Annotated in this window: 14 protein-coding genes and 3 tRNA genes; 3 read left to right on the plus strand and 14 right to left on the minus strand. The window is 68.4% G+C overall.

Annotated elements, in window-relative coordinates:
* Positions 1 to 157: 157 nt before the first annotated feature.
* Together BL254_RS08850 and rpoB are read right to left on the minus strand one after the other, a co-directional pair.
* Positions 158 to 4051, minus strand: a complete 3894-nt coding sequence (locus BL254_RS08850) for a DNA-directed RNA polymerase subunit beta' (protein WP_076843037.1) — start codon at positions 4049 to 4051, stop codon at positions 158 to 160.
* A gap of 281 nt (positions 4052 to 4332) precedes the next feature.
* Positions 4333 to 7755, minus strand: a complete 3423-nt coding sequence (gene rpoB, locus BL254_RS08855; protein ID WP_076843064.1) for a DNA-directed RNA polymerase subunit beta — start codon at positions 7753 to 7755, stop codon at positions 4333 to 4335.
* A 672-nt stretch (positions 7756 to 8427) separates the two neighbouring features.
* On the opposite strand from rpoB, the gene BL254_RS25845 reads away from it, so the two are divergent.
* Entirely contained in the window at positions 8428 to 8727 is a 300-nt protein-coding gene (locus BL254_RS25845) for a hypothetical protein (RefSeq protein WP_139342223.1), read from the plus strand.
* Between the two features lie 86 nt (positions 8728 to 8813).
* Here BL254_RS25845 and rplL read toward each other — a convergent pair whose 3' ends face one another.
* The 7 genes from rplL to BL254_RS08890 form a co-directional block, all read right to left on the minus strand.
* A complete protein-coding gene (gene rplL, locus BL254_RS08860) occupies positions 8814 to 9203 on the minus strand; it encodes a 50S ribosomal protein L7/L12 (RefSeq protein ID WP_047221561.1) in 390 nt (129 codons plus the stop codon).
* Positions 9204 to 9443: 240 nt separating this feature from the next.
* Positions 9444 to 10016, minus strand: coding sequence for a 50S ribosomal protein L10 (gene rplJ, locus BL254_RS08865; protein WP_047221560.1), 573 nt, complete (start codon positions 10014 to 10016; stop codon positions 9444 to 9446).
* Between the two features lie 401 nt (positions 10017 to 10417).
* The gene (gene rplA / locus BL254_RS08870; protein ID WP_013875125.1) at positions 10418 to 11134 is read right to left on the minus strand and encodes a 50S ribosomal protein L1; all 717 of its coding nucleotides are present in this window, start codon (positions 11132 to 11134) and stop codon (positions 10418 to 10420) included.
* A 152-nt stretch (positions 11135 to 11286) separates the two neighbouring features.
* Entirely contained in the window at positions 11287 to 11718 is a 432-nt protein-coding gene (gene rplK / locus BL254_RS08875; protein ID WP_076843038.1) for a 50S ribosomal protein L11, read from the minus strand.
* 39 nt (positions 11719 to 11757) lie between these two features.
* Complete coding sequence (gene nusG, locus BL254_RS08880) at positions 11758 to 12567, minus strand: transcription termination/antitermination protein NusG (RefSeq protein WP_076843039.1); 810 nt, start codon at positions 12565 to 12567, stop codon at positions 11758 to 11760.
* 82 nt (positions 12568 to 12649) lie between these two features.
* The gene (gene secE, locus BL254_RS08885) at positions 12650 to 12898 is read right to left on the minus strand and encodes a preprotein translocase subunit SecE (protein ID WP_047221559.1); all 249 of its coding nucleotides are present in this window, start codon (positions 12896 to 12898) and stop codon (positions 12650 to 12652) included.
* 30 nt (positions 12899 to 12928) lie between these two features.
* Positions 12929 to 13001 (minus strand) — tRNA-Trp (locus BL254_RS08890).
* A 476-nt stretch (positions 13002 to 13477) separates the two neighbouring features.
* On the opposite strand from BL254_RS08890, the gene BL254_RS08895 reads away from it, so the two are divergent.
* Positions 13478 to 14686 carry a pyridoxal phosphate-dependent aminotransferase gene (locus tag BL254_RS08895; protein ID WP_076843040.1) on the plus strand — a complete coding sequence of 403 codons (1209 nt, stop codon included), beginning with the start codon at positions 13478 to 13480 and terminating at the stop codon, positions 14684 to 14686.
* A gap of 240 nt (positions 14687 to 14926) precedes the next feature.
* Here BL254_RS08895 and BL254_RS08900 read toward each other — a convergent pair whose 3' ends face one another.
* The 5 genes from BL254_RS08900 to BL254_RS08920 all read right to left on the minus strand — a co-directional run bounded on the left by BL254_RS08900 (position 14927) and on the right by BL254_RS08920 (position 16797).
* The gene (locus BL254_RS08900) at positions 14927 to 15355 is read right to left on the minus strand and encodes a MaoC family dehydratase (protein WP_043604055.1); all 429 of its coding nucleotides are present in this window, start codon (positions 15353 to 15355) and stop codon (positions 14927 to 14929) included.
* Positions 15356 to 15542: 187 nt separating this feature from the next.
* Positions 15543 to 15992 (minus strand): MaoC family dehydratase N-terminal domain-containing protein, encoded by a 450-nt coding sequence (locus BL254_RS08905; RefSeq protein WP_013875131.1) that lies wholly within the window; start codon positions 15990 to 15992, stop codon positions 15543 to 15545.
* Positions 15993 to 16303: 311 nt separating this feature from the next.
* Positions 16304 to 16468 (minus strand): 50S ribosomal protein L33, encoded by a 165-nt coding sequence (gene rpmG, locus BL254_RS08910; RefSeq protein ID WP_076843041.1) that lies wholly within the window; start codon positions 16466 to 16468, stop codon positions 16304 to 16306.
* Positions 16469 to 16567: 99 nt separating this feature from the next.
* A tRNA-Met gene (locus BL254_RS08915) sits at positions 16568 to 16641 on the minus strand.
* Between the two features lie 83 nt (positions 16642 to 16724).
* Positions 16725 to 16797 (minus strand) — tRNA-Thr (locus BL254_RS08920).
* A 217-nt stretch (positions 16798 to 17014) separates the two neighbouring features.
* On the opposite strand from BL254_RS08920, the gene BL254_RS26925 reads away from it, so the two are divergent.
* Complete coding sequence (locus BL254_RS26925; RefSeq protein ID WP_157180365.1) at positions 17015 to 17173, plus strand: hypothetical protein; 159 nt, start codon at positions 17015 to 17017, stop codon at positions 17171 to 17173.
* Positions 17174 to 17644: the final 471 nt, after the last annotated feature.

Raw genomic sequence — 17644 nt, forward strand, 5'->3', positions numbered from 1 at the left:
AGCGTAGTGCCGTACCAGGCAACGTCTGCCCTGTTGACCGATGGCCAGGCGCGAGGCCAGATCCACACAGCAAGGCGGCCCGGGTGAACGTCCGACAGGGACGCCCACCCGGGCCGCCTGGGGCACTTGCGTGGCAGGAACTACCGGGTAGCGAGAACTACCGGTAGTCGCCGCCGGTGCTGCGGTAGTCGAAGTCGTCCAACGGGACGGCCTGGCCGCTGCCGGTGCCGAACGCGCCGTACTCCACGGTCGCGCCCTCGTCGTAGCCGCTGACCGAGTACACCGACGCCCGTGCCTCCTCGGTCGGCTCGACCCGGATGTTGCGGTACCGCGAGATGCCGGTACCCGCCGGGATGAGCTTGCCGATGATGACGTTCTCCTTCAGGCCGACCAGTGAGTCCGACCGGGCGTTGATCGCGGCGTCGGTGAGCACCCGGGTCGTCTCCTGGAAGGAGGCCGCCGACAGCCACGACTCGGTCGCCAGGGACGCCTTGGTGATCCCCATCAGGACCGGACGGGCCGAAGCCGGCTGGCCGCCGGTCTCGACCACCCGACGGTTCTCCTCCTCGAACCGGGCCCGCTCGACCAGTTCGCCCGGCAGGAGCGTGGTCTCCCCCGACTCCAGCACGTTCACCCGCTTGAGCATCTGCCGGATGATGATCTCGATGTGCTTGTCGTGGATCGACACGCCCTGCGAGCGGTACACCTCCTGCACCTGGTCGACCAGGTGGAGCTGCACCTGACGCGGGCCGAGGATGCGCAGCACCTCGTGCGGGTCGACCGCGCCGTCGACGATCTTCTGACCGACTGCGATGCGCTGGCCCTCCTCGACCTTCAGCCGCGACCGGCGGGAGACCGGGTAGGAGATCTCCTCGCTGCCGTCGTCGGGGATGACCACGACCTTGACGGTCTTCTCGGTCTCCTCGATGCGCACCCGCCCGGAGACCTCGCTGATCGGGGCCTTGCCCTTGGGGGAACGAGCCTCGAACAGCTCCACGACACGGGGCAGACCCTGGGTGATGTCGTCGCCGGCGACGCCACCGCTGTGGAAGGTACGCATCGTCAGCTGGGTGCCGGGCTCACCGATGGACTGGGCGGCGACGATACCGACGGCCTCGCCGACGTCCACGAGCTTGCCCGTGGCCAGCGACCGGCCGTAGCACTGTGCGCAGACACCCATCCGGGCCGCGCAGGTGAGGGCGGAACGCACCTTCACCGACTCGATCCCGGCATCGATGATCTTGCTGATGACCACGTCGCCGAGGTCGGTGCCGGCCGGTACCACCACGTCACCGGCGGCGTTCGCCGCGTCCGAGGCGAGCGTGCGCGCGTAGGCCGCGGTCTCGGCGTAACGGTCGCGGACGAGCACGCCRTCCGCTCCCTTGCGCGCGATGCGGGTGGCGATGCCGCGCTCGGTGCCGCAGTCGTCCTCACGGACGATGACGTCCTGGCTGACGTCGACCAGACGCCGGGTGAGGTACCCGGAGTCCGYGGTCCGCAGCGCCGTGTCGGCCAGACCCTTGCGGGCGCCGTGCGTGGAGATGAAGTACTCCACCACGCTCAGCCCCTCGCGGAAGTTCGCCTTGATCGGACGCGGGATGATCTCGCCCTTGGGGTTGGCGACCAGTCCGCGCATCCCGGCGAGCTGCCGGATCTGCATCATGTTTCCGGCGGCCCCGGAGTTGACCAGCACAGCGACCGGGTTGGTCTCCGGGAAGTTGGCCTCCATGGCCTCGGCGACCTTGTTCGTCGCCTCGTTCCAGATCTGGACCAGCTCGGCGCGGCGCTCGTCGTCGGAGAGGAAGCCGCGGTCGAACTGCTTCTGTACCCGTTCGGCCCGCTGCTCGTACTCGTCGAGGATCTGCGCCTTGTTCGGCGGCGCGACAACGTCCTCGATCGCGACGGTCACCCCCGAGCGGGTGGCCCAGTAGAAGCCGGCGCTCTTCAGCGCGTCCAGCGTCGCGGCCACCTGGATCTTCGGGTAGCGCTCCGCCAGGTCGTTGACGATCGCGGCCTGGGCCTTCTTGTTCATCAGGTAGTTCAGGAACGGGTAGCCCTCGGGGAGCGCCTGGTTGAGCAGGCAGCGACCGAAGGTGGTCTCCAGGGTGAACGGGTCGCCGCTGGCCCAGCCCGGCGGCGGGGTCCAGTCCAGCGGCGGCGTGGTGTCGCGCAGCCGGACTTTGATCTTCGCCTGTAGCTCGATCTCCCGGGCGTCGAAGGCCATCTRCGCCTCGGCCACGCTGGAGAACGCCCGCCCCTCGCCGCGGGCGCCCACGGCCAGCCGACTGAGGTGGAACACCCCGGTCACCATGTCCAGGCTCGGCATGGCCAGCGGACGCCCGGACGCCGGCGAGAGGATGTTGTTGCTCGACAGCATCAGGATGCGGGCCTCGGCCTGCGCCTCCGCGGACAGCGGCAGGTGCACGGCCATCTGGTCCCCGTCGAAGTCCGCGTTGAACGCGGTGCAGACCAGCGGGTGGATCTGGATGGCCTTGCCCTCGACGAGCTGCGGCTCGAACGCCTGGATACCCAGCCGGTGCAGGGTCGGCGCGCGGTTGAGCAGCACGGGGTGCTCGGTGATGACCTCTTCGAGCACGTCCCAGACGACCGGGCGGGCCCGCTCCACCATGCGCTTGGCCGACTTGATGTTCTGCGCGTGGTTGAGGTCGACCAGCCGCTTCATCACGAACGGCTTGAACAGCTCGAGTGCCATCTGCTTGGGCAGACCGCACTGGTGCAGCTTGAGCTGCGGGCCGACGACGATGACCGAACGGCCGGAGTAGTCGACGCGCTTGCCCAGCAGGTTCTGGCGGAACCGGCCCTGCTTGCCCTTGAGCATGTCCGACAGCGACTTCAGCGGACGGTTGCCCGGCCCGGTCACCGGCCGGCCGCGGCGGCCGTTGTCGAACAGCGCGTCGACGGCCTCCTGCAGCATCCGCTTCTCGTTGTTGACGATGATCTCGGGCGCACCGAGGTCGAGCAGCCTCTTGAGCCGGTTGTTCCGGTTGATCACCCGGCGGTAGAGGTCGTTGAGGTCGGACGTGGCGAACCGGCCACCGTCGAGCTGCACCATCGGGCGCAGGTCCGGCGGGATCACCGGGACGCAGTCGAGCRCCATCCCGTTCGGGGAGTTGCGGGTGTTGAGGAAGGCCGAGACGACCTTGAGACGCTTCAGCGCCCGGGCCTTCTTCTGTCCCTTGCCGCTGCGGATGGTCTCCCGCAGCGACTCGGCCTCCGCCGCCAGGTCGAAGTCGACGAGCCGGCGCTGCAGGGCCTCGGCCCCCATGCCGCCCTCGAAGTACTGGCCGAAGCGGTCCCGCAGCTCGCGGTAGAGCAGCTCGTCCGGCTCGAGGTCCTGGACCTTCAGGCTCTTGAAACGGTCGAACACCCGGTCCAGATCGTCGATCTTCCGCTGCGCGCGGTCGCGGATCTGGCGCATCTCGCGCTCGGCCGCCTCCCGCACCTTGCGCCGGACGTCACCCTTGGCACCCTCGGCCTCCAGCTGGGCGAGGTCGGCTTCCAGCTTCTTCTGCCGGGTCTCGACGTCGGCGTTCTTCTTGTCCTCGAGGTGCTGCTTCTCGACGGAGATCCGGGCTTCGAGGGTGGGCAGGTCGCGGTGGCGCGCGTCCGTGTCCACACTTGTGATCATGTAGGCRGCGAAGTAGATAACCTTCTCAAGGTCCTTCGGCGCCAGGTCGAGCAGGTAGCCGAGCCGGCTCGGGACACCCTTGAAGTACCAGATGTGGGTGACCGGCGCGGCCAGCTCGATGTGGCCCATCCGTTCCCGACGCACCTTGGCGCGGGTGACCTCGACACCGCAGCGCTCGCAGATGATGCCCTTGAAACGAACGCGCTTGTACTTACCGCAGTAGCATTCCCAGTCCCGGGTCGGACCGAAGATCTTCTCGCAGAAGAGCCCGTCCTTCTCCGGCTTGAGGGTACGGTAGTTGATCGTTTCCGGCTTCTTGACCTCGCCGTGTGACCACTGGCGGATGTCGTCCGCCGTGGCGAGGCCGATGCGCAGCTCGTCGAAGAAGTTGACGTCGAGCACGTGTCTTCTCTCTCTGCCGTCTGGCTGCCCGCTGTCGCCGGCAGGTGTTCGTGCGGATGGCGGCGGCGGGGGGCGTGGGCCGTCAGTTTGTCCAAGGTCGGCGGGGGTGCCGCGACACGGCCAGTGCCCGGGGGCTACCGGTTGCCGTGTCCTGGCCGTGTGGTCCGCGGCCGCGGCGGCGCGAGGGCGGCGACTCCAGGAAGATCATCGTGATCCCCCACAGCCCCCTGGTCGCGCCGCCTCCGGCCGCTGGCGGTCACCCGGCCGCAGACCACTACTCGTCAGACCTCCTCAACGCTGCTCGGCTCCCGCCGGGACAGGTCAATACCGAGTTCCTCCGCGGCGCGGAAGACGTCCTCGTCGGTGTCACGCATTTCGATGGAAACGCCGTCGCTGGAGAGAACCTCGACGTTCAGGCACAGCGACTGCATTTCCTTGATGAGCACCTTGAAGGACTCCGGGATACCGGGTTCAGGAATGTTCTCGCCCTTGACGATGGCCTCGTAGACCTTGACGCGCCCGAGGACGTCGTCCGACTTGATGGTGAGCAGTTCCTGCAGGGCGTAGGCGGCACCGTAGGCCTCCAGCGCCCACACCTCCATCTCGCCGAAACGCTGCCCACCGAACTGCGCCTTACCACCCAGCGGCTGCTGGGTGATCATCGAGTAGGGGCCGGTCGAACGAGCGTGGATCTTGTCGTCGACCAGGTGCAGCAACTTGAGGATGTAGATGTAACCGACCGCCACCGGATACGGGTAGGGCTCGCCGGTCCGGCCGTCGAAGAGCTCGGCCTTGCCGCTGGCCCCGATGAGCTGGACGCCGTCCCGGTTGGGCAGCGTCGAGGCGAGCAGGCCGGTGATCTCCTCCTCACGGGCGCCGTCGAAGACCGGCGTGGCCACGTTGGTGTTCGGCGGCGCCTGGTCCGCCCGGATGCCGCGCAGCCGCTCCTTCCAGTCCTCGGCACCGCCGTCGACCTGCCACCCGGTCTTGGCCACCCAGCCGAGGTGGGTCTCCAGGATCTGGCCGATGTTCATCCGGCGGGGCACACCGTGCGGGTTGAGCACGACGTCCACCGGGGTGCCGTCGGAGAGGAAGGGCATGTCCTCGGCCGGGAGGATCTTCGCGATGACGCCCTTGTTCCCGTGCCGCCCGGCGAGCTTGTCGCCATCGGTGATCTTGCGCTTCTGGGCGACGTACACTCGGACCAGCTCGTTCACGCCGGGTGGCAGCTCGTCGCCGTCCTCCCGGGAGAACACCCGGACCCCGATGACCTTGCCGGACTCCCCGTGCGGCACCTTCAGCGAGGTGTCGCGGACCTCCCGGGCCTTCTCACCGAAGATCGCACGCAGCAGCCGCTCCTCCGGGGTCAGCTCGGTCTCGCCCTTGGGCGTGACCTTCCCGACCAGCACGTCACCGGGCGAGACCTCGGCGCCGATACGGATGATGCCGCGCTCGTCGAGGTCGGCGAGGACCTCCTCGGCGACGTTGGGGATGTCCCGGGTGATCTCCTCCGGCCCGAGCTTGGTGTCCCGGGCGTCGACCTCGTGCTCCTCGATGTGGATCGAGGACAGCACGTCGTCCTGGACCAGCCGCTGGGAGAGGATGATCGCGTCCTCGTAGTTGTGGCCCTCCCACGGCATGAAGGCGACCAGCAGGTTCTTGCCCAGCGCCATCTCGCCGTTGTCCGTGCAGGGGCCGTCCGCGATGACCTGGCCTGCCTCGACCCGGTCCCCCTCGTCCACGATGGGCTTCTGGTTGATGCAGGTGCCCTGGTTGGACCGGCGGAACTTCGCCATCCGGTAGGTGCGCCGGGTGCCGTCGTCGTGCATGACGGTGATGTAGTCGGCGGAGAGGTCCTCGACCACGCCGGCCTGCGCGCAGACGACGACGTCGCCGGCGTCCTTGGCCGCGCGGGCCTCCATGCCGGTGCCGACCAGCGGCGCCTCACTGCGCAGCAGTGGGACGGACTGGCGCTGCATGTTCGAGCCCATCAGGGCCCGGTTGGCGTCGTCGTGCTCRAGGAAGGGGATCATCGCGGTGGCGACCGACACCATCTGCCGCGGCGAGACGTCCATGTAGTCGACCTCGTCGGGCGGGATGAACTCGACCTCGCCGCCCTTGCGGCGGACCAGGACCCGGTGCTCGGCGAACGACCCGTCGGAGCTCAGCGGCGCGTTCGCCTGCGCGATGACGTGCCGGTCCTCCTCGTCCGCGGTGAGGTAGTCGATCTGGTCGGTGACCCGCCCGGCCACGACCTTGCGGTAGGGCGTCTCGACGAAGCCGAACGGGTTGACCCGCGCGAACGTCGACAGCGAGCCGATCAGACCGATGTTCGGCCCTTCCGGCGTCTCGATCGGGCACATCCGGCCGTAGTGGCTGGGGTGGACGTCCCGGACCTCGAAACCGGCCCGCTCCCGGGAGAGACCACCCGGGCCGAGCGCGGACAGGCGCCGCTTGTGGGTGAGGCCCGCCAGCGGGTTGGTCTGGTCCATGAACTGGGAGAGCTGGCTGGTGCCGAAGAACTCCTTGATGGAGGCGACCACCGGCCGGATGTTGATCAGCGTCTGCGGCGTGATCGCCTCGACGTCCTGGGTGGTCATCCGCTCCCGGACGACCCGCTCCATCCRGGCCAGGCCCAGGCGCACCTGGTTCTGGATCAGCTCACCGACCGTGCGCAGCCGCCTGTTGCCGAAGTGGTCGATGTCGTCCACGTCGTAGGACGAGTCCCTGCCGGCGTGCAGCTGGACGACGTACTCGATCGTGCGGACGATGTCGTCCTCGGTGAGCACTCCGACGTCGTGCGGGACGTCCACCTCGAGCTTCTTGTTCACCTTGTAGCGGCCGACCTTGGCCAGGTCGTAGCGCTTCGGGTTGAAGAAGAGGTTCTCCAGCAGCGTCTGCGCGGACTCGCGGGTCGGCGGCTCGCCCGGGCGCAGCTTGCGGTAGATGTCGAGCAGCGCGTCGTCCTGGCTGGAGGTGTGGTCCTTCTCCAGGGTCACCCGCATCGACGGGAAATCACCGAACCGCTCCAGAATGCGCGCCTCGTCCCAGCCGAGCGCCTTGAGCAGCACGGTCACGGACTGGCGGCGCTTGCGGTCGATACGGACGCCGACGGTGTCCCGCTTGTCGACCTCGAACTCCAGCCAGGCGCCCCGGGACGGAATCACCTTGCAGGAGAACAGATCCTTGTCGGAGACCTTGTCGATGGTCTTCTCGAAGTACACCCCGGGGGAACGCACCARCTGGCTGACGACGACCCGCTCGGTCCCGTTTATGACGAATGTGCCCTTCGGGGTCATGAGCGGGAAATCGCCCATGAAAACCGTCTGGCTCTTGATCTCACCGGTGGTGTTGTTGGTGAACTCGGYCGTCACGAACATCGGGGCCGAGTAGGTCATATCCTTGTCCTTGCACTCCTCGACGGAGTACTTCGGCGGTTCGAAACGGTGGTCCCGGAACGACAGTGAMATCGAACCGGAGAAGTCCTCGATCGGGGATATCTCCTYGAAGACCTCTTCGAGACCCGACGTGACGGGTACGTCGTCACGACCGGCGTCGATGGCTTCCTGGACCCRTTCCGCCCACGCATCACTGCCGATCAGCCAGTCGAAGGACTGGGTCTGCAGGGCGAGAAGATCGGGGACCTCGAGAGGCTCGATGATCTTTGCGAACGAGATGCGGGAGGAGGTAGGCGAGGCGGCCAAGGTGGTCCTTCCGGTGGCCTGATCGTCGGGCTGGTGGCGCTGCGGCTTCCTTGATGYGGCCTCCGGCAACACGGGAGGATTCATGATCGCGTCGCCTTCGGCCTGCTCGAGAACAATCCGACGGAGGGGTGGTCGGGTGATCAGTGTCTCGCTACGGTTGTGGTGACTGTCGGCGGGGGTAGTCCAACAGGGTGYACGGGTGACTCACGAATGCAGGCAGACGCGACACGGGCGTCAGCGAGTAGTCCGTCACGACAGCTTTCGGACGGGGACCTCCGCGTGGGATGGTCGTCCTGTACTGGTGACGTGGCGGCGCTTCGGTGGCGGATTGYGATCAACGGTCTCGCTCGGGTTACCTCGGTCGTGACGTCTGTCTGGACGGTCGCGCCCGGTGGACGCGGCTGCACAGGGACTGAAAGCCGTACGCGGGCTGACACCGTCGCATACCTCGAGGAGCAGTGAGCGCACGACGAAAGGACAGCCCAAACGAGCAGTGTAGCCGATGGCTGCACTGCTGACAAGGCTGGCCGCAAGGCTGAGCTCGAGGCTGGCCGACGGGGGCCGCCCGACGGAAGCTGGTCAGYCGATGCCAGCTGACCGACGCCGTCCGACGGGTGTGGGTCACCGCTTCGGAGATGATGGAACTCCGTCCCGGGTAAGGTCGTCAACCGGTTGCGAGGTAATGAGCGCGAGAAAGCCCGCGGCACGCCCCGGCCGGGCCTGCGTGAGCAGCCCGCGCGCCCGGGCAGGCCGTCCGGCCGCGCGAGGCGGCGCGGCGGGGCTCCCCCACCCGATCCGTCCGCCCGCGACCGGGCCGACAGCCGCGACGACCGGCCCGGTGGCAACCGGCTCGGGCAGACGCTCGGCAGCCCGTTCGACGGGCACCGGCAGCCTCGGCTTTGTTGTCGAGGCAGCCTGACCCACCAGGGCAGCCTGAAGCGTCAGGACGGCCTGAAGCGCCGGGCTGTCTGAAGCGTCAGGACGGCCTGAGCCAACGACGCGGGCCGTTGCCCTCTCGTCTCCACGGAGGGAGAGGGCAACGGCCCGCGGTGTCATGGTTACTTGACGGTGACCGTGGCGCCGGCGCCCTCCAGGGCGGCCTTGGCCTTCTCCGCGGCTTCCTTGGTCGCCTTCTCCAGCACCGGCTTGGGCGCTCCGTCGACGAGGTCCTTGGCCTCCTTCAGCCCGAGGCTGGTCAGCGCGCGGACCTCCTTGATGACCTGGATCTTCTTGTCGCCGACGGACTCGAGGATGACGTCGAACTCGTCCTGCTCCTCGACGGCCGGCGCCTCGGCGGCCGGCCCCGCGGCGTTCGGCGCGGCAACCGCGATCGGCGCGGCCGCGGTCACACCGAAGGTGTCCTCGAACTGCTTCACGAACTCCGACAGCTCCAGCAGCGTCATTTCCTTGAACGCGTCCAGCAACTCGTCAGTCGACAGCTTCGCCATGATGGCGGTCCTTTCATCGTGGTGGATCAGAAAGTCCGGTCGGGCGTACCGCGTCAGCGGGCCGAAAGCACCGCGACTACCGCCCGTCGGGTTACCTGTGGCTACTTGTTGTTACTTGGGGCTACTTCGGACTGCCTGGTTCACGGATCCCGGGGACCGGGACGGCCGGCGCCCGTCGACATCGGCTACCGGCCAGCTGGCCGGATAGCGGGACGTGTCGGGCCACGGGCGGCCGGTGCGCTAGGCGCCCGCTTCGGCCGGGGACGCGTCGGCCGCCGGCTCGGGAACCGCGGACGCCTCCGCCTCCCGCTTGGCCCGCAGCGCCTCGGCCAGGCGGGCCGTCTGAGACAACGGCGCCGCGAACAGGCCGACCGCCTTGGCCAGCGAACCGTTGAGCGCACCCGCGAGCTTGGCGAGCAACACCTCGCGCGACTCGAGATCGGCCAGCTTGCGGATGTCGTCCGCCGACACCGGCCTGCCCTCGACGACGCCGCCCTTGACCACCAGAGCCGGGTTGGCTCGGGCGAAGTCACGCAGGCCCTTGGCCGCCTCGACCGGGTCGCCAGTGACGAACGCGACCGCGGTGGGGCCGACCAGCAGATCGTCCAGGCCGTTGATGCCGACCTGCCCAGCGGCAATCTTGGTGAGGGTGTTCTTGACCACCGCGTACTGTGTGCCCTCGCCGAGCGAACGACGCAGTTCGGTGAGCTGGCTCACCGTCAGCCCGCGATACTCGGTCAGCACCGCCGCGGACGCGCCCCGGAACGAGTCTGCGATCTCCGTTACCGCGGCGACCTTTTCCGGCTTCGCCATCGGGCTCCTTCATGGGGTCTGGCCAGTCGTCCGAAAGGTGCCGCAGACGACGAACGCCCCGGCGCAGGCGCGCGGGGCGTACCGACCGGGACAAAACGATGCCAACCCCGGACAATGCTCCCTCACCTGCGCGGGCCGTCCGGTGGCTCCGGAACCTTCGGCCGCCCCACGAGGGGACGACGACCAGCGGTCTTCGGTTTGGTTCTCAGTGAACAGTTGGTTCTCAGTGAGCAGAATACTCGGGCCTACCGCGATACGAAAAATATGATCGTTCCGCTTTCGGCCTTCGCGTCAAAATGGTACACGGCCTGGAAACCGCGGCCGGCCAGGGAGCGCCATGCGCACCCCGTCCGACCGCGGCCCGCGAGGACCGGTACCGACCGAAGCCGGTACCGCCCGGATCAGGCGACGACATCCTCGAGGAGGTTGCGGGTACGACCCGGGTCGACCAGAATTCCGGGGCCCATCGTGGTCGTAAAAGTGATCTTCTTCAGGTAGCGACCCTTGGCCGCGGCCGGCTTGACCCGGACGATCTCGTCCAGTGCGACGCTGTAGTTCTCGATCAGCTGCTCGTCGGTGAAGGCCGTCTTCCCGATGACGATGTGCAGGTTGCCCTGCTTGTCGACCCGAAAATTGATCTTTCCGCCCTTGATGTCGCGGACGGCCTTGGCGATGTCGAGGGTGACCGTGCCGGTCTTGGGGTTGGGCATGAGCCCGCGCGGCCCCAGGATGCGGGCGATGCGGCCGACCTTGGCCATCTGGTCGGGGGTCGCGACGGTCGCGTCGAAGTCGAGGAAGCCCTCCTGGATCCGCTGCACGAGATCGTCGCTGCCGACGATGTCGGCACCGGCTGCGGTGGCCTCGGCCGCCTTCTCCCCGGCGGCGAAGACCGCCACCCGCGGGGACTTCCCGGTGCCGTGCGGCAGGTTCACGGTTCCCCGGACCATCTGGTCGGCCTTGCGCGGATCCACCCCGAGACGCAGCGCGACCTCGACGGTGGCGGCGTACTTGGTCGTGGAGGTCTCACGGGCCAGCTGGACGGCTTCCAGCGGGGTGTACAGGCGGTCCGGCTCGATCTTCTCGATCGCGGCCCGGTACGCCTTGCTGCGCTTCGTCATGTGTGTCTCCTCGTGGTGATGACGGGCCGGAGCCGCTGCACCACCCGCCCATCCTGGTTGCAGGCACCTTCCAGGACGGGTCGGGCGTGATCGGGCGCCCTCCCACAGTTGTCGCGGTCACGGCCGTCGCAACCTCGCGGCCGGACTGGTCGTCACCCGCTGACGGTGATGCCCATCGACCGGGCGGTCCCGGCGATGATCTTCTCGGCGGCTTCCAGGGTGGTGGCGTTGAGGTCCGGCAGTTTGGTCTGGGCGATCTGACGGACCTGCTCGGCGGTCAGGTTGGCCACCTTCGTCCGGTGCGGAACGCCGCTGCCCTTCTCCACCCCGGCGGCCTTGAGGATCAGCCGCGCCGCCGGCGGTGTCTTGGTGACGAAGGTGAACGAGCGGTCGTCGTACACGGTGATCTCGACCGGCACCACGTTCCCGCGCTGGGACTCGGTGGCGGCGTTGTACTGCTTGCAGAACTCCATGATGTTCACGCCGTGCTGGCCGAGTGCCGGCCCCACCGGAGGTGCCGGCGTCGCCACACCGGCATTGATCTGGAGCTTGATGATGGCGGYGATCTTCTTCTTGGGAGGCATGGTGTCGTTTCTCTCCGAGTTGCTGCTGGTGGGGCGGGTTCAGATCTTCGCGACCTGGTTGAACTGAAGTTCGACCGGCGTCTCGCGGCCGAAGATGGACACCAGCACCTTGAGCCGCTGTGCGTCGAGGTTGATCTCGCTGATGGTGGCCGGCAGGGTCGCGAACGGGCCGTCCATGACGGTCACCGACTCCCCGACCTCGAACTCCTGTACCCGGACCGTCTCGACCTTCTTCTCGCGCGGCGCCGGCGGCGCGAGGATCGAGAGGACCTCCTCCGTGCGCAACGGCGACGGCTTGTTGGTCAGCCCCACGAAGCCGGTCACGCCCGGGGTGTTGCGGACCGCCGACCACGACTGGTCGGTGAGGTCCATCCGCACGTAGATGTAGCCGGGGTACTTCTTCTGCTGCACCAGTTGCCGCTTGCCGTTCTTGATGACCGGGACCTCCTCGGTCGGCACCTCGATCTGGAAGATGTAGTCCTCCATGTTGAGGCTGGAGATCCGGGTCTCAAGGTTCGTCTTGACCTTGTTCTCRTATCCGGCATACGAATGTATGACGTACCACTCGCCCGGAGCGTCCTCCAGTGCCCGCCGGATGTCCTCGGCGTCGTCCTCGTCGTCGGCAGCGGGCTGGTCCGCCCCTGCCGGACCGGTCACGTCCGCCTGGTCCGTCGCGAGGTAGCCGGGAGACGTGTCGGTGCCCGTGGTGCCGTCGCCGCTCTCGCCGGCCTGCGGCAGGGCGCCGGCCTCCGTACTCGCCACCTCGTCGCGCGCCAGTGCCGCCAGCGGATCGAGACCGTCGAGGGCCTCCCCCTGTTCGGAGGAGACGTGCTCGGGAAACTGGGACACGCGGACGTTCCTTCTCTCTATGACCGTGCTCTGTGAGCTGTGTGGGCCTCGGGGCGACATGAATCCGCGGAATCCGGTCACATCAACCGAAGATGGCCAACACCGCCTTGGTGAGACCGAAGTCCAACGAGGCGACGAAGGCCACCGTGATCGAGCAGAACACGAGCACGACGATCACATAAGTGACCAGCTCGCTCCGGCCCGGATAGACAACCTTCCGAAGCTCGGCGACAACCTCGCGGTAGAACCGCAGTGGCGTCGTGCGACGCCGGCCCGCGGGCCTGGTCGGCCGGCCGGCCCGCGGTGCCGCGTCACGTGTGTCGGTCGCCACTCACTCCACCTACCTGGTCGTCGGATACCGCAGGGGCGACAGGACTCGAACCTGCAACCGCCGGTTTTGGAGACCGGTGCTCTACCAATTGAGCCACGCCCCTTTGCACTGCGGTCGTCCTCGAAGCAGCAGCCGCCGAACAAGATCGAATCCATCAAAAGATCAATCTTGATGGCCGCCCCTGATGACCATCAACCCCTGATGACCATCAGCAGCACTACATACCGGGACGACAGCCCAAGCGCATCCACCATACTCCTACGCAGGCCCGCTTACCTGGCCACCCGGCCCCGGCCCCGGCGGGGATCCGCGGATGCCCGCCGGGGAGCGATCCTGTGACGCGGATTCGACGTCCCGCATCCCCGCGGAACCGGTACAGAACCGGCACGAAGCCGGCACCGAGCCGGGTGCCGGAACCGGGGGTCAGACGGAGGGTGGGTGCCGAAGGTCTTCCTCCAGACGAGGCGGATACCGACYGAAACCGCTGCCGGACTGCCCGCGCACCGACCCTTGTGGCGTCCCGTGGAATCCGAACGGCCCCGGCAATGATCGGGCGGCCAACCCCTGATACGTGGCAGCATGACGGTCATGACCCGGATCTCTCACCGCATCGGCAGCATCGCCCCCTCCGCGACGCTCGCCGTGGACGCGACCGCGAAGGCGCTGCGTGCAGCCGGCCGGGACGTGATCGGCTTTGGTGCCGGCGAACCGGACTTCCCCACCCCCGACCACGTCGTCGCAGCCGCCGAGAAGGCCTGTAGCGACCCGAAGATGCACCGGTACACACCCGCCGCCGGCCTGCCCGAGCTCCGGGAGGCGGTGGCGGACAAGACCCGCCGCGACTCCGGTTTCGACGTCCCCGCCAGCTCTGTGATCATCACCAACGGCGGCAAGCAGGCGGTCTACCAGGCGTTCGCCACCCTGCTCGACCCCGGTGACGAGGTCCTGCTGCCCGCTCCCTACTGGACGACCTACCCGGAGTCGATCCGGCTCGCCGGCGGCGTCCCGGTGGACGTCGTCACCACCCCGGAACAGGGTTACCGGGTGACGGTCGAGCAGCTGGAGGCGGCCCGCACCCCCCGCACCAAGGTGCTGCTGTTCTGTTCGCCGTCCAACCCCACCGGGGCGGTACACACCCCCGAGGAGGTCCGGGCGATCGGGCGCTGGGCGGCCGACGCCGGCCTGTGGGTGATCGCCGACGAGATCTACGAGCATCTGGTGTACGGCGACGCCCGGTTCGCCTCCCTGCCGGTCGAGGTGCCGGAGATCGCCGACCGCACCATCGTGGTCAACGGGGTGGCCAAGACCTACGCCATGACCGGCTGGCGGGTCGGCTGGCTGATCGGCCCGCCGGACGTGGTGCAGGCCGCCACCAACCTGCAGTCCCACGCCACGTCCAATGTCTCCAACGTCGCGCAGGCCGCGGCGCTGGCAGCGGTGACCGGGCCGCTGGACGCCGTCGTGGAGATGCGCAAGGCCTTCGACCGGCGACGGCTGACCATGCACCGGATGCTCTCCAGCACGCCCGGGGTGGTCTGCCCGCTGCCCGACGGGGCGTTCTACTGCTACGCGTCGGTGGCCGGCGTCCTCGGCCGCACGCTGCGGGGGAAGACCCCGGCCACCTCGGCGGAACTGGCCTCGCTCATCCTCGAGGAAGCGGGGGTGGCGATCGTGCCGGGTGAGGCGTTCGGGACCCCGGGCTACACCCGGCTGTCCTACGCGCTCGGCGACGAGGACCTGGTCACGGGCGTCCAGCGGCTGTCCGACCTGCTGGCCGAGGCACGCTGATCGACGGGCGGGCCGCGTCGCCCGCCCGAACCCGGCCGGCACGGCGTTCGGCCGGCACCCACCCGACGGTGTGTCCGGCAGGCACGGCCGGGCATCCGCAGGCTGCGGCCGGCGGACACACCGTCACCACACCTGTCCGCCCCGTGCCTGCCCCGCCGTGCCTGCCCCGCCGTGCCTGCCCGGCAGGCCGCAGGCAGGCAGGCGCGAGCGGGCCCGAAAACGGGCTGGGCGAGCGGGGCCTCAGGCGAGTTGGACGGTGGCCCGGGAGGCCAGCAGCACCTTGCTGCCGTCGAACCGCACGGTCAGGTTGACGACCACCCGGTTGTCCTCGAGCTTCTTCTCGACGACGCCGCTGACCACGAGCGTGGCACCGGCGTCGTCGTCCGGCACCGGCACCGGGGAGGAGAACCGGACGCCGTAGTCGACCACGCTGCCGGGGTCCCCCGCCCAGTCGGTGACGAGCCGGGCGGCCGTGGCCATGGTGTACATCCCATGCGCGATCACACCGGGCAGGCCGACGCCCTGCGCCGCCCGCTCGTTCCAGTGGATCACGTTGAAGTCGCCGGAGGCCCCGCAGTAGCGGACAAGGTCCTCCCGGCGGATCCGGAACTCCCGCTCGGGAATCCGGGTACCGACCTCGACGTCGTCGTAGTCGATGATGGCAGGCATGTGAGCGCTCAGCACCCTTCCTGATCCTTGAGGCCGTCAGGCCGGCGGTGTCCTGGGGGCCGGCAGGCCGGTAGCGTCCCCCTTGAAGCCGGTAGCCCGGCAGCGTCCCCGTTGTCCCCTTGAAGCCAACAGGCTGGCAGTGTGCCCTGGGGATCGGCCTACCGGCAGTGCGGCGCGTTTGGGGGCGTCAGGCCGCGGTGCCGCGCGAGGCCAGCGCCGTCCGGGCGGTCGCGACCGGCTCGCCGCCGGTCGTGACGAACTCGTACTCGCTGATCAGCAGCTCGTTGCGCCCGGCCTTGCGGATGTCGGCGATGGTGGCGGAGACGACGAGCTCGTCACCGGCGACGACCGGCCGGCGCAGCGAGTAGCGCTGCTCGACGTGCACCACCAGCGAGTAGTCGAGACCGAGCTGCGGGTCGTGCACCGGCACCACGGGCCGCCAGAGGGCCACCGCCGTCAGGAAGGTGGGCGGCGCTACAAGATCGATATAGCCGGCCGCCTTGGCGGCCTCAAGATCGTGCGAGAGCGGACTGTCATCCTGGATCGCGGTCGCGAACTGCCGGATGTGTTCGCGACCGACCAGGAAGGGAGTGTCCGCGACAAACCTGCGTCCGACAAAGTCCCGATTGAGCGGCACCGCATGCTCCGATCTCGCCGTCCCCGCGGTTGGAACCACCCCGCAGCACCGGGGAACTACAACACTCCCACGCGACAGCCAGCGAGGACAGACGGTTCCAGGACACGACGCGGCGATCACCAACAGTGAAGAGATCAATCCAACGGACTGAACACTAGCCCCGCGCCCCCCGGCCACCGTACCGACAGGCCGTGGCGGCCCGACATCATCGTGGGGGAACCCGCGGGCCCCTGGAAGAACCTTCGGAAGGCAACCTGGAAGACGACGTCACCTGGAGGCCGGCGAGCATCCGGAGGATGTCCGCGACCGGGTCAGYGGGTCTCTCGGTGCTCGGTGTGATGCCGGCAGTTCGAGCAGAACTTGCGCAGCTCCAGACGGTCCGGATCGTTGCGGCGGTTCTTGCGCGTGATGTAGTTGCGGTGCTTGCACACCTGACACGCCAGGGTGATCTTCGGACGGACGTCGGTGGCGGCCACGGTGCTGTGCCTCTTCCTGCAGGTGGGACAAGAACGAACCAGAGCTTGGACGTGCCGGACGACTACGGCGCCGTCCATGGCGGGACGCGACCCGACCGGTAGCGGTGGCCGGATTTGAACCGGCGACACAGCGATTATGAGCCGCTTGCTCTGCCTGGCTGAGCTACACCGCCTGGGTGGACCCACCCCGTCAACTGGCCCAGCCGACGGGGTGATGGCCGGCAACCGCTCACCTGGCTACCGACCGGTTCCACAGAGCCCCTTTACGGAATCGAACCGTAGACCTTCTCCTTACCATGGAGACGCTCTGCCGACTGAGCTAAAGGGGCGAGTACGCGGGCCTTAGGTTACACGACGACGGGGCAGTGCGTGTCGCGGGCCCGATCGCAGTGACGCCGTCCGCGGCCGTCGCCGACGCTCGGCGCCCGCGGGCGCCCCACCCACCCGGCGTCGACACAGCCACCCGGTGGCTCCGCCCGGATCTCCCACGGCCCGCCTGGCCCAGGCGCACGATCCCAGCCGCRCCCGTCCACGGCTGCTGCCCCCATGACCCGCGTGGCATCCACGGCCGCTGCGGCCACCGCGACGACCACGGCCACCGCGGACGCCCGGTCACCTGACGTCCCGGGGCGCGTGCGCGACGGCGCTCGGGAGCCCGCGACCCGGGGTGAACGGATCTTCGTCGCCCGGCGCGATCTGCCCTGACACAGACACCACTCCATGTCACGAAAATGGGCCCGATCGCAAAGATCGCAACTGTGAGTAACGACAAAGTCGACTCACGCACTGCTTACATAGCTGTAAGTAGTTGTTACTTTGCTTAGCGTAGTAGTTGGTCGAGCAAACCTGCCTCTGGGATCACCCGTCGGCCAGCCCCCCCGAACACGCCAGGGAGCTCCCATGCGCATCGCACTCACGCCCGCCTGCCAGACCGGCGCCGGGCCAGGCCGGGCTGTCCGGCCCCACCGGCGCCGGACAGCCCGCCACCGACGGGGCGGCACACGCGGGGCCGTCGTCGTAGCGGCAGTAGCGTTCATCACAGCCACCACCGTCACAGCCATGACCGCGGGCAGCCTTCGGGCGAGCCAGCCTGTAGCGGCGTCCAGCATTCATGATCAGGCTGTTCGTGACGTACAGGCTATTCGTAACGTGGCCGCCACATTCGACCTGCCTGTC

It is taken from the genome of Protofrankia sp. BMG5.30 (assembly GCF_001983005.1).
Taxonomy (GTDB): Bacteria; Actinomycetota; Actinomycetes; order Frankiales; family Frankiaceae; genus Protofrankia; species Protofrankia coriariae.